14 protein-coding genes are annotated in these 13,252 nt (G+C 43.5%); 9 read left to right on the forward strand and 5 right to left on the reverse strand.

Annotation, left to right across the window (positions count from 1 at the left end; translation table 11 throughout):
* The first annotated feature begins 15 nt into the window (after positions 1–15).
* Genes uxaC through VME0621_RS04800 form a run of 5 tightly spaced genes read left to right on the forward strand, consistent with a single transcriptional unit; the run spans position 16 to position 4,224 of the window.
* The gene (gene uxaC / locus VME0621_RS04780; protein ID WP_038227453.1) at positions 16–1,425 is read left to right on the forward strand and encodes a glucuronate isomerase; all 1,410 of its coding nucleotides are present in this window, start codon (positions 16–18) and stop codon (positions 1,423–1,425) included.
* A gap of 14 nt (positions 1,426–1,439) precedes the next feature.
* A complete protein-coding gene (locus VME0621_RS04785; protein WP_062456201.1) occupies positions 1,440–2,399 on the forward strand; it encodes a sugar kinase in 960 nt (319 codons plus the stop codon).
* 9 nt (positions 2,400–2,408) lie between these two features.
* Complete coding sequence (locus tag VME0621_RS04790) at positions 2,409–3,038, forward strand: bifunctional 4-hydroxy-2-oxoglutarate aldolase/2-dehydro-3-deoxy-phosphogluconate aldolase (RefSeq protein ID WP_062456204.1); 630 nt, start codon at positions 2,409–2,411, stop codon at positions 3,036–3,038.
* 56 nt (positions 3,039–3,094) lie between these two features.
* Positions 3,095–3,724, forward strand: a complete 630-nt coding sequence (locus VME0621_RS04795; RefSeq protein WP_062456207.1) for a hypothetical protein — start codon at positions 3,095–3,097, stop codon at positions 3,722–3,724.
* The gene (locus tag VME0621_RS04800; protein WP_062456210.1) at positions 3,721–4,224 is read left to right on the forward strand and encodes a YgjV family protein; all 504 of its coding nucleotides are present in this window, start codon (positions 3,721–3,723) and stop codon (positions 4,222–4,224) included. The genes VME0621_RS04795 and VME0621_RS04800 overlap by 4 nt, the downstream gene beginning before the upstream one ends.
* Positions 4,225–4,253: 29 nt before the next feature.
* Here VME0621_RS04800 and VME0621_RS26780 read toward each other — a convergent pair whose 3' ends face one another.
* The gene (locus tag VME0621_RS26780; RefSeq protein ID WP_006070313.1) at positions 4,254–4,409 is read right to left on the reverse strand and encodes a hypothetical protein; all 156 of its coding nucleotides are present in this window, start codon (positions 4,407–4,409) and stop codon (positions 4,254–4,256) included.
* Positions 4,410–4,811: 402 nt separating this feature from the next.
* Between VME0621_RS26780 and VME0621_RS04805 the strand changes: the two genes are divergently transcribed.
* Complete coding sequence (locus VME0621_RS04805) at positions 4,812–6,473, forward strand: methyl-accepting chemotaxis protein (RefSeq protein WP_031493454.1); 1,662 nt, start codon at positions 4,812–4,814, stop codon at positions 6,471–6,473.
* 81 nt (positions 6,474–6,554) lie between these two features.
* On the opposite strand, the gene VME0621_RS26785 is transcribed toward VME0621_RS04805, so the two are convergent.
* Positions 6,555–6,710, reverse strand: coding sequence for a hypothetical protein (locus tag VME0621_RS26785; RefSeq protein WP_006070311.1), 156 nt, complete (start codon positions 6,708–6,710; stop codon positions 6,555–6,557).
* A 244-nt stretch (positions 6,711–6,954) separates the two neighbouring features.
* On the opposite strand from VME0621_RS26785, the gene VME0621_RS04810 reads away from it, so the two are divergent.
* The 3 genes from VME0621_RS04810 to VME0621_RS04820 all read left to right on the forward strand — a co-directional run bounded on the left by VME0621_RS04810 (position 6,955) and on the right by VME0621_RS04820 (position 9,765).
* A complete protein-coding gene (locus VME0621_RS04810) occupies positions 6,955–8,058 on the forward strand; it encodes a DUF3541 domain-containing protein (protein WP_082795462.1) in 1,104 nt (367 codons plus the stop codon).
* Positions 8,059–8,244: 186 nt separating this feature from the next.
* Entirely contained in the window at positions 8,245–8,919 is a 675-nt protein-coding gene (locus VME0621_RS04815) for a GntR family transcriptional regulator (RefSeq protein ID WP_006070309.1), read from the forward strand.
* A 57-nt stretch (positions 8,920–8,976) separates the two neighbouring features.
* Positions 8,977–9,765 (forward strand): helix-turn-helix transcriptional regulator, encoded by a 789-nt coding sequence (locus tag VME0621_RS04820; protein WP_062456213.1) that lies wholly within the window; start codon positions 8,977–8,979, stop codon positions 9,763–9,765.
* A 46-nt stretch (positions 9,766–9,811) separates the two neighbouring features.
* On the opposite strand, the gene VME0621_RS04825 is transcribed toward VME0621_RS04820, so the two are convergent.
* The 3 genes from VME0621_RS04825 to VME0621_RS04835 are packed head-to-tail and all read right to left on the reverse strand — an operon-like array spanning position 9,812 to position 13,148.
* Positions 9,812–10,903: an ABC transporter ATP-binding protein gene (locus VME0621_RS04825; RefSeq protein ID WP_006070307.1), complete on the reverse strand. Its 1,092-nt coding sequence runs from the start codon at positions 10,901–10,903 to the stop codon at positions 9,812–9,814.
* A gap of 32 nt (positions 10,904–10,935) precedes the next feature.
* Positions 10,936–12,135 carry a carbohydrate ABC transporter permease gene (locus VME0621_RS04830; protein ID WP_062456216.1) on the reverse strand — a complete coding sequence of 400 codons (1,200 nt, stop codon included), beginning with the start codon at positions 12,133–12,135 and terminating at the stop codon, positions 10,936–10,938.
* Positions 12,135–13,148, reverse strand: a complete 1,014-nt coding sequence (locus VME0621_RS04835; protein ID WP_231892907.1) for a carbohydrate ABC transporter permease — start codon at positions 13,146–13,148, stop codon at positions 12,135–12,137. The genes VME0621_RS04830 and VME0621_RS04835 overlap by 1 nt, the downstream gene beginning before the upstream one ends.
* Positions 13,149–13,252: the final 104 nt, after the last annotated feature.

Below are 13,252 nucleotides of genomic sequence, written 5' to 3' on the forward strand. Positions count from 1 at the left end.
GTTAAGGAATTAATGATGAAAGACTTTCTATGTGAAGATTTTTTACTGAGTAATGAAACTGCTCGCCGCCTTTATCATGAGCATGCGGCGGACCAGCCAATTTACGATTATCACTGCCACTTAAATCCAGCCGAAGTTGCAAGCAATCGTAAGTTCGATAACCTCGGTCAAATTTGGCTTGAAGGCGACCACTACAAATGGCGCGGTATGCGCTCAGCTGGTATTCAAGAGCAATTGATCACAGGTTCTGCCTCTGATTACGACAAATTTCAAGCGTGGGCTAAGACAGTGCCTATGACGTTAGGTAACCCGCTCTATCACTGGACGCATTTAGAGTTGCGTCGACCATTTGGTATTACAGGGAAGCGACTTAGTCCCGAGACGGCTGACACCATTTGGAACCATTGTAACGAGCTGCTACAAACGCCTGAGTTTTCAGCACGCGGTATTATGAAGCAAATGAATGTTGTCATGGCCGGGACAACTGATGACCCAGTCGATACGCTTGAACATCATAAAGCGATTGCTGATGATGAAAGTTTCGATATTGAAGTACTGCCTAGTTGGCGTCCTGATAAAGCCTTCAAAATTGAGCTGGATGGTTTTGCAGACTATATGACGTTATTAGGCCGCGCAGCAGATGTTGAGATTAACAGTTTCGCAACCCTGCTTGACGCACTTGATCGACGTCTTTCTCACTTCGATGCTCACGGCTGTCGTGCAGCCGATCATGGCATTGAAATCGTTCGTTACGCACAAGTTCCATCAGAGCAAGCATTAGACCACCTGATAAAACGCCGCTTAAGCGGAGAAAAACTCACAGAAGAAGAGTGCGCACAGTTTTCTACTGCGGTACAAGTCTGGTTAGGTAAACGCTATGCCAAGCTAGGTTGGGTAATGCAACTGCACATTGGCGCACAGCGAAACAACAATACGCGCATGTTCCAAATGCTTGGTGCAGATGCCGGCTTCGACTCCATCAGTGACCGTACCTTCGCATTCGAATTAGCTCATCTTCTTGATGAAATGGATCAAAGTAATGAACTACCTAAAACCATTCTTTACTGCCTGAATCCTCGTGATAACGAAATGATGGCGACGATGATTGGAAACTTCCAAGGTGGCGGCATTGCGGGCAAAGTTCAATTTGGCTCTGGTTGGTGGTTTAACGACCAAAAAGATGGCATGCAGCGACAAATGGAACAGTTGTCTCAACTGGGTTTACTAAGCCAGTTTGTTGGTATGTTGACAGACTCTCGCAGCTTCCTTTCTTACACTCGCCACGAATATTTCCGTCGTATCTTGTGTGACATGATTGGTCGCTGGGCGGAAAATGGCGAAGTACCAAACGACCTATCACTGTTAGGTCCTATGGTTGAAGATATCTGTTTTAACAACGCCAAGCGTTATTTTTCCATCAAGTAATTGGGAGACTTGCGATGAAACATATCGCCATCATTGGTGAATGTATGATTGAACTAAATGGGAAACCATTTGGTGAGATGCATCAGACGTTTGGTGGAGATACGCTTAATGCCGCGGTTTATTTGAACCGTGGCTGTCAGCTTAACTCTGAGGACACCTTAATAAGAACCTCCTTTGTCAGCGCTTTGGGAACCGACGCGATCAGCGAAGGAATGATTACGCGTTGGCAAGATGAAAATATCGATACGCAGTTCGTGTTGCGTGACGGGGATCGAACGCCTGGCCTCTATCTTATTCAGCTAGACGAACAAGGGGAACGGACGTTTCTCTATTGGCGTAACCAGTCAGCAGCAAAATACCTGTTACAACACCCTAATTTTGACGCCATTGCTCACGATCTAAAGTCGACAAACATGGTCTTTCTCAGCGGCATTAGCTTAGCTATTTTACCCACTGAAGATCGAGTCAAACTTTTCGGCTTACTTAACGAGCTAAAACGAAATGATATCGAAATAAGCTTTGATAGCAACTATCGTCCAGCTTTGTGGCCTTCAGATGGACTTATTACCGTCAAAGAAAACTACCGCCAGATGTATCAACTTACTGATATAGCATTGGTCACCTTTGATGATGAAAAGCTAATTTGGGGAGACCTCAATCCTCAAGCAACCATAGAACGACTTCATAGTGAGGGCATCAAAAATGTTGTGCTAAAACTGGGCTCAGAGGGTTGCTTAGTTTCAGAAAACTTTGGCAAGCAATCCCTAACCGTTCCCACGCAGCCCGTGAAAAATGTTGTAGATACAACATCGGCGGGCGACTCATTTAACGGTGGCTTCCTCTCCTGTTATCTCGCTGGTGGCTCAATGGAGCAATCTTGTCAGAGAGGCAATCGTCTCGCGGGAATCGTAATTCAACATAAAGGGGCAATAATCCCCAAGACTGCGACTGATGTCGTGACCCAAGAAAAATAAGGAATTTACATGTCGACTATCAACGAAAAATTACAGGCGCTTAAAGTCATCCCTGTTATCGCTATCGACAAAGCGGAAGATATTATCCCTTTAGGCAAAGTACTGGCTGAAAACGGCCTACCTGCCGCTGAGATCACTTTCCGCTCTGAAGCCGCGGTCGAAGCGATTCGTTTGCTAAGAGAAACGCAACCAAATATGTTGATTGGAGCTGGTACTGTTTTAAATCGCGAGCAAGTGATTGCAGCAAAAGAAGCGGGAGCGACATTTATTGTTTCACCAGGATTCAACCCAAATACCGTTAAAGCGTGCCAAGAGCTTGAGATTGACATTGTACCCGGAGTCAATAACCCAAGTACGGTTGAAGCGGCGTTGGAAATGGGGCTCACTACTTTAAAATTCTTCCCAGCGGAAGCATCTGGTGGCGTTAGTATGGTGAAATCACTGTTGGCACCCTACGGTGATATTTGCTTAATGCCAACTGGTGGAATCAACCCTAAGAATATCAAAGACTATCTAGCGATCCCTCGTGTACTCGCTTGTGGTGGGACATGGATGGTTGATAAAAAGCTAATCGAAGCTGGAGAATGGGAAGAACTTGCTCGACTTACCCGTGAAGCGGTTGCATTAGTGAATAATTAATCTGTATTGTTGAGGCTTCAGAAGGAGCCTCCCAAGCAATAACGAAAAGGATTTTTATGAAGATTTTGTTCCTGCACACTTTAGCGAGCAACATCACCCTCTTTAAACCTCTAGCCGCAACATCGCTCCCTAAACATGACATATTCCACGATGTCCAAGAATCATTTCTAAGCAACATACGCAAAACAGGGGCAACTCCCTCTATCGTCAAGCAGATTCAAGATTATTTAAGCCAGCGGCTTACTCAAGGCTATGACTTTATTGTTTGCACTTGTTCAACCCTGGGCCCAATTGTGGATGCTTACCCTGATAACCGTGTTTTTCGAGTCGACCGACCGATGGCAGAACAAACCATTGGCTACAGTCGGATACTTGTTGCTGTTACGCTTGAAAGTACGATAGAACCCACTCGATCTTTACTAGAAAGCTCCAACAACCATTCTCAATTCGAGTTTTTATTTATTCCTGCGGCGTGGGAACATTATGTCGCGGGCTCAATGCAGGCTTTCAATTCAAGCATTGCAAACACTATCACTGAGCATCGTACACATTCTACGGACCGTTATGATGCTATCGTGTTAGCGCAAGCGTCAATGGCATATGCATTAGCGGAGTGTCAGTTTGACATTACCGTTTTATCCAGCCCACAAAGTTGCCTGAACTATCTGGAGAAGCAATTAGAATGACGTTAATGCTATTCGCCCAACTTGTTGGTGGTATTGCTTTTGTCTTTGGGATCATGGCATTTTTACAAAAAGACGACCTTCGGTTTCGTTACTGTATGGTCGCGTTTTGCTTCATCATGATGATACATTTCGCCATGATGGGGGCCGTGGTTGGTGCAATAGGTGTCGCTATCAATGGTATTCGTGCTTTCGTCTCCATTAAAACTCGCTCTAAGCGCGCTATGTGGTTCTTCATTGTTATTCTACTTGGCATGACCCTCCCCAATGTATCCTCTCCTGTAGAGCTCTTACCAATTATTGGTTCCGCAGTGGGCACATGGGCATTATTCTCCGCATCTGGTATCAAAATGCGGAGTTTAATTTTATTCAACTCCGCATGTTGGTTTACCCATAATATGTGGATTGGCTCTATCGGCGGTTCACTAGTCGAAGGTACATTTCTGATAGCTAATACCACCACGATATATCGCTTGTGCATGAAAAAACACGAACCAGCATAAATGCTGGTTCAACACTTTGCCTCAAGTTATTAAAGCTTCGTCATCGTTTTCGGACAGGTATCGAGGTGGGTAGTGACAACTAAACCCGCTTCCGTTAGACAAATATTACCTGGTGCGCCTCCTTCCTCAGCTATAGAAGCGAACGAACACATAACGCCTAGCATAAAAATAAAGACTGCTTTCATATTATTCTCCATGTCATTACGTTCAAAAATGACGATTTCCTTTACTTCGTCATTTATAGCTTAGTCGAAGAAATCAACTCGCAAACTAATTTTTATCTTTATTTTTCAAATAGATAAACCACATCAATATGTTAAATGGCAAGATTTGTCCGCTGAATCATATAATCGGTAATTTCAGCGGCAATCGTTCTCCGGTTACGGAACAAAAGCCGTTATAGAAAATTTGACAAGCACTTCTTCAAATTAGCTGACTTGAGGGCACAACCTTTATAAACCATTCAGGTAGAGGAACTATTTTCCAAACACCATTCCCTGAATAAATTTTAGGCACACCACTTGCTTTGTTATTGATGCGTAACTCAATAATTGCGTATTTATTATAATAATTAGGATACGAATGTTATGAATTTGTCTATTCGAAAGCGGTTGTATGTCTTAACGATACTTCCTTTACTACTCGTTACATTAGGAATTTTAGGAGTCACTTACTCAAAGGTTTCTGAACTCAACCAACAACAATTTGATGATACCCGAGAAAGCTTGCTGGTTAATAAGAAACAAGAACTGCGCAACTACTTACAACTTGCTAAGTCCTCACTTCTCCCTCTAATTGAGAAAAAAAGCCAGAGAGAAGAGGTGCTTCAGCTACTTAAAAATCTTGAATATGGAGAAAATGGCTATCTATTTGGCTATGACTCGAAAGGCAATCGTCTGCTTGTAGGTAAAAATGGTTCAGGTCTAGGCCAAAACTTTATCGATGCTAAAGACAGCAAAGGCAACTTGTTTATTAAAGATCTTATTAATAACGCCAAATCTAATGCATTTACTACCTACTATTTCCCTAAACCAGGACAAACCAATCCTGAAGCTAAATTAAGCTACTCGATATATATACCTGAGTGGGATTTGATACTCGGTACTGGTTTTTACATAGACGACATAGACACCACTATTTCTGCTATGGAGCAGCAAGCAACAGAAGCGCTTAATGCGAAAATTATCACTATCATTTTATTATCTGGACTGACACTGGTTGTGGTATTTGGTATGGCTACCTTCATCAACCGAAGCATTATGAAGCCACTTGATAAATTCGATGCTTCGCTAAAAACGTTTGCGACAGGTGATGCCGACTTGACTGCAAGAATGGAGAGCTTCGATGCACCTGAATTTAAACGTCTTGGAGAGAACTTCAATGCGTTTGTGAGCAGTCTCCAGGAGATCATTACCAACGTCTCGGAGACCAGCCATATTGTTGTGGAAGAAACTCGCGCGATGAAAGGAAGAGCAATGCAGGTGGATAGCCTTGCTACTAATCAGCGAGAAGAGACCGAACAAGTAGCCACAGCTATGACTGAAATGACGACAACATCCTCTGAAATTTCATCTAACGCCACTAGCGCTGCAACATCAGCACAGCAAGCAGACGAAAATGCCCGAGACGCCCAACAAACGGTGAATACAGCTGCAACGTCTGTACAAGCTCTAGCTGATGAAGTCCTCCAGGCAAGTTCAGTTATCAGTAAGTTAGAAGAAGATGTCAAAAACATCTCTACCTCTTTGACCGTTATTCAAGATATTGCCGAGCAAACTAATTTACTGGCATTAAATGCAGCCATTGAAGCAGCTCGAGCGGGTGAACAAGGACGAGGTTTCGCCGTCGTAGCGGATGAAGTTCGACAGTTAGCTAGCCGCACACAAGACAGCACAGGCGAAATCCATCAGATGATCGAGCAACTCAAAAGCGCTTCCGATGAAGCCGTCAGAGCGATGGACTCCAGCCGAACTAGAGGAGATGAAACGGTACGTCAAACCAATGATGCCGCTACCGCCATTGAAGAAATACAACGAGCCATCGCTAATATTCACGATATGAACGCGCTAATTGCAACGGCAACGGAGGAACAAGCGATTGTCGGTAAAGATATAGCTCAACGTATCGTGGTGATTTCAGACCAAAGTGGTGAATCCGCACAACTTGCAGGTCTAAATAAGAGCGGGAGTGACAATCTAAATCAACGCGCAACGCAGTTAGAGCAACTGGTATCCCGTTTTACCGTATAACCCGTCCTCCCCCTATAAGACCAAACGAACCAGCGATATATAGCTGGTTCGTGTTAGTTTCTCAATCATACTAATAGATGATCAGAGTTTGGTTGTGTTTTTAGGACAACGCTCCAGATGAGTCGTAATCACTTGTCCTGACTCCATCTGACAGATGGTACCTGGCGCACCACCATTTTCAGCAAAGCTTGAGAATGATACGAATATCAAGCTAAGTGTCACTAATAATGTTCTCATTTTGTCACTCCTTCTGTACTAGAATTAGACAGAAGCGCCGCCTCCCTGCCTCTGCATAACATAGACTAGGAAAAAACAATTCGATTTCAAATTATGCGCTTCTACAACCAAGCTAAATGAAAAAGTGAGGGATCTAAAATCAAGTGTTCATAAATATTCTGAATAAAAATTAACCTCAAAATCACACACGTTTATTAATAACTTTTTACAATCCACCTTTCACTTACCATTTAGGCTGCACGTTATGAAAATGAACAAGGCGATCGTTGCAATAATTGTTAGCGTATTTTTGCTAACCGGTGCTAGTATCATCACTCTTGATACCCCACCAACCAAGCAACATTTCCAGGCGTCAGCAAACGTGGTTAAAGACACCTACGAGTCACAATTATTTACTCTGTCTGCCTACAAACAAGGTCACTTCGGACTGCGTATGTATAGGCAAACACAAGACCCTAGATACAATGCTGTCGTTTTAGGTGATCTTGCCAACGTAACTTCTAGAGTGAATGAAATTGCGGCTGATGTAACCACGCCTAAAGCCATTCGAGCGTATTCTCTGCAAAGACTTAACGACTATAAAAAAGGCAAAGATGAACGCAGCCAACGTCGCTACGAAGCAACTAAAGAGCAACCTGAATATTTCTATATGGGACTGGACTTGTTGCGCTATTTGGCACGACTGAATGAATACGGTGTAGTTCATAAAGACGATAAAAAACTAAGGTCGATTTTACAGCAATACGATTTTGAAACTGTATTAACTGACCCAGAAATGATTACAGCTTGGGCTGCTCAACTAGCAAATCAAGCCTATTGGCTGAAGCAAATCGGTGAACAAGATCTTGTTGATGAATTTATCGCTGCATTTAGAAAAACTTACCCTGATGGTGAGGACTACCGATTAAGCAATCAGCAATTCGGTAATAAACTTTACGGCATGACGCATATTATCCTTGCAGACTCGGGTTATTACCAACGATTGGTCGACGAAAAAGAGCACCAGTGGATCTTCGATTACTTTAGAAAAAACATCGATGACATCATTTTACATACTAAAGAAGACGTCGTAGCAGAAGTCGGGTTAAGTTTCTTGCTTGCTGGGTTAGATGATGATCCTGTTGTAGCGAAAACAAGAGTGTCGATACAAAAAGCCATCGACAAAGATAAAGGCATGATCCCATCAGTTTCCGGCGACTTTGATTTTGCTTATGGGGAACATCGAAATGTCCTTGCTATTATGCTGCTCGATTGGCAACCGCCCAAAGAGGGACCAAGCACAGTCACAGTTCCAAAGCTGTTCTCTGAACTCCCTTACGGCGTAAAGAAGATTTCAAAACCTCAGTAGCACGTCGAATATGGCGATTAACTAGTAGTCTAAATTTCGAGTAAACATTCAACTGACGGAGTGGTTAATCGACCACCATACATCTCACTTATATAATTAATCGTTTTTCAACGATAATGCAGTAGTTTTACGGTACTCAGTCGGGCAATTATTAGTTACAAAGTAGTTCAGGTTAAGGAGTACTGAATGTCACTAGCAAAAGAGCGAGCCAAACTTCGCTTAAAATCCGATATCATTAATTATCAATTTCCACCCGGTCAAAAACTCAGAGTAAACGAATTAGCAGAACTTTATGATGTAGGCCTTTCTCCAATGCGAGAAGCCATAATTGCATTAAGTAGCGAAGGTTTCGTCGAATATAAAACGCATTTGGGAGGTTTTGTTTCAAACCTAACATGGAAAGAGTTCATCGAATCCACTTCCACTGCAAACTTCATCTTGTCACAGCTTTTATCTCAACGAGAATACCCCCTAGCACCTGCACAGCTGAAAAAAGCGAAGACCTTGGTTACTGAGTTATCTCACGCATTATTAGAATCACCATTAACACTCAACCATATCGATAGAATAGAGCAACTTTATCAGCGATTTCTGCTGACTCTCACTGAAGAAAAATCAAAGACTATTTCCCACCAACTGCTTAAGACAATACTTGGTGTACTATCCCGATATCGCCGTCTGTATTACCTGAAAACCAGAAGCTATAAACAGATGATTGATATTGAGTCACTATTCAGTCTACTGAATGGGTCATTCAATCAAGTAAGCTATGAAAATGAAGAGATTATTCAGCGCGCTGTACAAGCTAATACAAAAACGATTCAAGAAGTTTTCTGTTTAGAACAAAGTTACGATCACTAATTTCATCTACGCGCCTATAATTATTTTTAGTGTATGTTGAAAAGCTAATAAGTCTTTATGTCGAAAATGAATTTTGAGTCTTTGATTTTATCTCAGTCCCAAAAACTGCATGCTGGAGAAATCGAGCAATTTGTTGGCACATGGAATGCCTGCGCCTCAGAACTACTTGAATTTTATGGTTTGGATAGACTAACGGTTTATCCAAACTCTCCAATACTACTCCGAGATCAAAAAACTCTCTCCAGTGCTCGTGAAACTATCCCCCCCCTGCATAAGTTCGATTATCTGTCGGATGATGATAGTCATTTACACTACTTGCGCTTGCTCAAAACGAAATCACTTTATCGAGTATTTGATGAAGTAGAATTAGCGACATCCAGTCAATACGTTTTAAAACGTATTTTTCGTCAAGGCGGACGTTGGCACGCCATTATTCCCCTAAGTTTCTTTGCCAACCCGTGGGGAGCAATATCGTTAACCAACTTTGAACGAGGTTATGATGAGTTCACAGAGACTCTAGCTCGACAGATAAAAATGGTCGCCGAAATGTGGTTGTGTTATTGGCAGCATGCTGATTTACGTTTAAGTTTACATGGCAATGCTGGCAGTATTGCTCAAGAGTCCGACAATGAACGACTCATTAAACTGACGCTAAAGCAAACGACCATCTTATCGTTACTTGCTCAAGGTAAATCCGCTAAAGAATGTGGAGAATTGCTTCATCTAAGCCCAAGGACCATTGAATCACACAAGTACCGTATGCAGATTGGTCTTGGTTTGGATAGCAAGGCGGAGCTCATTCAATTTGCTTTAAGAAACGGTTTAGGTTCACCTCTTAAAAGTTAAAGAGCCCCTGAAAGGAGCTCTTTGAATAATTGCTAACAACCTCTATCTAAAGATATTTCAAAGAAATACCCTCTTCATTAAATAAGTGAATTTTCTCTGGTTGCGCTTTTAAGTGAATGGTTTCACCTTTGTGGAAATCAAGGATACCTGGTAACTTTGCCACGACCGTCTCATCATGTCCTTCAACATTAATATGTAGGAGAGTCACTTCACCCAAGGATTCGACAAATAACACTTTCCCAGACATAAGTGCATCGGACTCTTCAGCGACTAAAAAGTCTTCCGGTCTGATTCCCAATTGTAACGTACAGCCATTGAGCTCTTGTGCTGCTGCAATTGGTATTTCTACGTTGTGGCCACTCTCTGCAGTAACCAAGGAGTGCTCACCTGCCTTCTCCATACGCGCTTTACTAATGTTCATCGCCGGAGAGCCAATAAACTGAGCCACAAACACATTCGCCGGATTGGTATAAAGCTCAAGTGGCGTGCCTACTTGCTCAATCTTACCGGCTGATAAGACAACGATTCTGTCAGCGAGCGTCATTGCTTCTACTTGATCGTGAGTCACGTAAATCATCGTGGTTTCCGTTAACTCTTCCTTCAAGTTGGCAATTTCGATTCGCGTTTGAACACGTAACGCTGCATCTAAATTGGAAAGCGGTTCATCGAATAAGAACACCTTAGGTTGGCGAACAATCGCTCGACCAATCGCTACCCTTTGTCGCTGACCACCGGAGAGCGCCTTAGGCAGACGATCAAGATACGGTTCAAGTTGCAACATACGAGCGGCTTCCATAACGCGCTCATGTATAGCGTCTTTCGGCTCCTTCGCTATGCGCATCGCAAAAGCCATATTGTCGTATACGGTCATATGCGGATAGAGAGCATAAGTCTGGAACACCATGGCAATGCCCCGCATCGCGGCTGGCAACTCATTCACTCGAGCCCCTTCAATACAAAGCTCACCTGAAGTGATGTCCTCAAGGCCCGCAATCATTCGAAGCAGAGTAGACTTACCGCAACCTGAAGGCCCAACGAATACGATGAATTCGCCTTGGTCGATGTCCAGATCGATGCCGTGCAGTACCTGAGTTTCACCGTATGATTTTTTAACGTTTGTTAGAGATAATCCTGTCATTTCTTTCTTCTCATCGTTGAATCAGGAACTGCTTACTTAACAGAACCAGAAAGTAGGCCACGAACTAGATAACGTTGCAGCGTAAAGAACACGCCCAAAGGCACAGCAATCGAAACAAATGCAGATGCTGTCAAAATCTCCCAGTTACCACCACGAGAGCCTAATAGTTCACGTAATCGTGCTGTGAGTACCATGTGCTCTTCGCCAGTGCCCAAGAATACCGTTGCAACAAGAAGGTCATTCCATACCCATAAGAACTGGAATATCCCGAATGATGCTAGTGCCGGGAACGACAGCGGCAGAACGATTCTCATGAATATTTCGAAGTCAGTCGCACCGTCCACTTTCGCCGACTCGATAATCTCTCTAGGCAAACTGGAGATGTAGTTTCGCAGCAAATAAATCGCCAATGGCAATCCAAACCCAGTATGCGCTAACCATATTCCCAAATAGGTTTTCGCCCCGACACCGAAGAAAGCCCCAATGTCGTTATAAAGTCTTAAAAGAGGAATCAAAGACATTTGCAGAGGTACAACCAACAAACCAACCACAACTGCAATAAGTAGGTTTCTACCCGGCATTCTCATCCAAGACAACGCATAAGCCGCGTACGCCGCAATAAGAATTGGGATGATTGTTGCGGGAATAGTAACGGTCAAAGAATTAATAAACGAACGACCAATACCTTCTGCCGTAAGTACTTCACGATAGTTGTCTAAACCAAACTTCGGTGGCACCACAGCGGTAAAGAAAATTCGTTTCCCTCGTTTGCCTTTGAACGGTTCGAGTGCTGTCATTTTGTAGTGGCCATCTTCCGTTACCGTTAGCGTGCCACCCTTTCTCATTTCAGCAACATCACCAGGGACGAATTTTGTCGGTTCGCGAGAAGAGAAACCAAAAGCATGTACATCAGCAGGCTTGCCGTCCACAAGTAATTGTCCCTTGAGTACATAAACGTCACCTTCCTGAATTTGAGTATCGGGTGCTCCGGTACGGTCTACTAGGTTCTGCTCGGAAGCAGTTAATGACGTCCACCAACCTGATAAAGCAAGCTGATCTTTGTCCCTAAACGATGAGATAAACAGACCTGCTGTTGGTAGAGTCCATAGAATCACAATCAGCAACACCGAAGCGTGAACCAAAATAGTCAGTGGCGAACGTCGCAATTTGCTTAAGCTAAAGCGTGCGTTACTCTCTTCAAGACTTGGCGCCGTTTGGGCTTTTTCAGTCATTATCGCCCCTCCATTTGAGCGCTAGCTTGGCGCATGTTCCATACCATGACAGGGATTACCGCCACCATGATCACGACCGCAATCGCTGCACCACGGCCAAAGTCACCGCCACCACGGAACATCCAGTCAAACATCATATTTGCCAGAACCTGAGTACTCCACTGACCGTTCGTCATCGCTAACACGATATCGAAGACCTTCAGAACCAGAATGGTGATTGTGGTCCACACTACTGCAATCGTTCCCCATATCTGTGGAATGAGAATTTTAAAGAATATTTGTACTCCATTGGCACCATCCAGTACCGCCGCTTCCACCGTTTCTTCTGGAATACCGCGCAGAGCCGCAGACAAAATAACCATTGCAAAGCCGGTTTGAATCCAAATAAGAATGACCATCAAAAAGAAGTTATTCCAAAACGGGATGGTTATCCAAGCCTGTGCAGTACCTCCAAAGTACTCAACCACGGCATTCAAAATACCTATTTGCTCCGACCCCGGCGCACGGTAGTCGTAGACAAACTTCCAAATGATCGATGCACCAATGAACGAAATGGCCATTGGCATAAAGATTAAACTCTTAGCAATATTCCCCCAGCTCACTTTGTCAGTCAGTGCTGCGATAACCAAGCCAAAAAATGTGGAGGCGGCAGGCACAACCAATAACCACAATAGATTGTTAAATAGTGACTCTCTAAACTCAGGATCGTTGAAGAGCCAAATGTAATTTCCTAATCCTACAAATTTGTCAGCATTTCTGTCGTGCATTGACAGATAGAATGACTCAAATACTGGATAGACAAGATAGAGGCCTAAAAACGCCAAAGCAGGCCCAAGGAATAACCAAGGACGAATCGCTGCCGCTCGTCTAAGGTTTTGTGCCATCTTTTGGTTTGAGACATTTCTGGTAGGAAATAGGATAGTGAGAAGCCAGTTGCTGCCTACGAAGTAGACCACACATCCAGCGACGCCTAGTGCCATGATAAATAAAGAGGAATAAAGCTGTTCCATCATTACCTCGCTTTATAGAGAGACTTAACGAATATCAAGATTGCGAAAGCCGATAGACGACCCAATGAAATTACGTCTACCGGCATCGCGTTACTTCGCCAAGTTAC

It is taken from the genome of Vibrio mediterranei (assembly GCF_900088415.1).
Taxonomy (GTDB): Bacteria; Pseudomonadota; Gammaproteobacteria; order Enterobacterales; family Vibrionaceae; genus Vibrio; species Vibrio mediterranei.

Excerpts from the sequence above, each read along its gene's own strand:
- VME0621_RS04835 (WP_231892907.1), bottom strand. The coding sequence starts at position 13,148 with ATGATGGAACAGCTTTATTCCTCTTTATTTATCATGGCACTAGGCGTC.
- VME0621_RS04825 (WP_006070307.1), bottom strand. The coding sequence starts at position 10,903 with ATGACAGGATTATCTCTAACAAACGTTAAAAAATCATACGGTGAAACT.
- uxaC (WP_038227453.1), top strand. The coding sequence starts at position 16 with ATGAAAGACTTTCTATGTGAAGATTTTTTACTGAGTAATGAAACTGCT.
- VME0621_RS26780 (WP_006070313.1), bottom strand. The coding sequence starts at position 4,409 with ATGAAAGCAGTCTTTATTTTTATGCTAGGCGTTATGTGTTCGTTCGCT.
- VME0621_RS04800 (WP_062456210.1), top strand. The coding sequence starts at position 3,721 with ATGACGTTAATGCTATTCGCCCAACTTGTTGGTGGTATTGCTTTTGTC.
- VME0621_RS26785 (WP_006070311.1), bottom strand. The coding sequence starts at position 6,710 with ATGAGAACATTATTAGTGACACTTAGCTTGATATTCGTATCATTCTCA.
- VME0621_RS04810 (WP_082795462.1), top strand. The coding sequence starts at position 6,955 with ATGAAAATGAACAAGGCGATCGTTGCAATAATTGTTAGCGTATTTTTG.
- VME0621_RS04790 (WP_062456204.1), top strand. The coding sequence starts at position 2,409 with ATGTCGACTATCAACGAAAAATTACAGGCGCTTAAAGTCATCCCTGTT.
- VME0621_RS04805 (WP_031493454.1), top strand. The coding sequence starts at position 4,812 with ATGAATTTGTCTATTCGAAAGCGGTTGTATGTCTTAACGATACTTCCT.
- VME0621_RS04815 (WP_006070309.1), top strand. The coding sequence starts at position 8,245 with ATGTCACTAGCAAAAGAGCGAGCCAAACTTCGCTTAAAATCCGATATC.
- VME0621_RS04785 (WP_062456201.1), top strand. The coding sequence starts at position 1,440 with ATGAAACATATCGCCATCATTGGTGAATGTATGATTGAACTAAATGGG.
- VME0621_RS04830 (WP_062456216.1), bottom strand. The coding sequence starts at position 12,135 with ATGACTGAAAAAGCCCAAACGGCGCCAAGTCTTGAAGAGAGTAACGCA.
- VME0621_RS04820 (WP_062456213.1), top strand. The coding sequence starts at position 8,977 with ATGTCGAAAATGAATTTTGAGTCTTTGATTTTATCTCAGTCCCAAAAA.
- VME0621_RS04795 (WP_062456207.1), top strand. The coding sequence starts at position 3,095 with ATGAAGATTTTGTTCCTGCACACTTTAGCGAGCAACATCACCCTCTTT.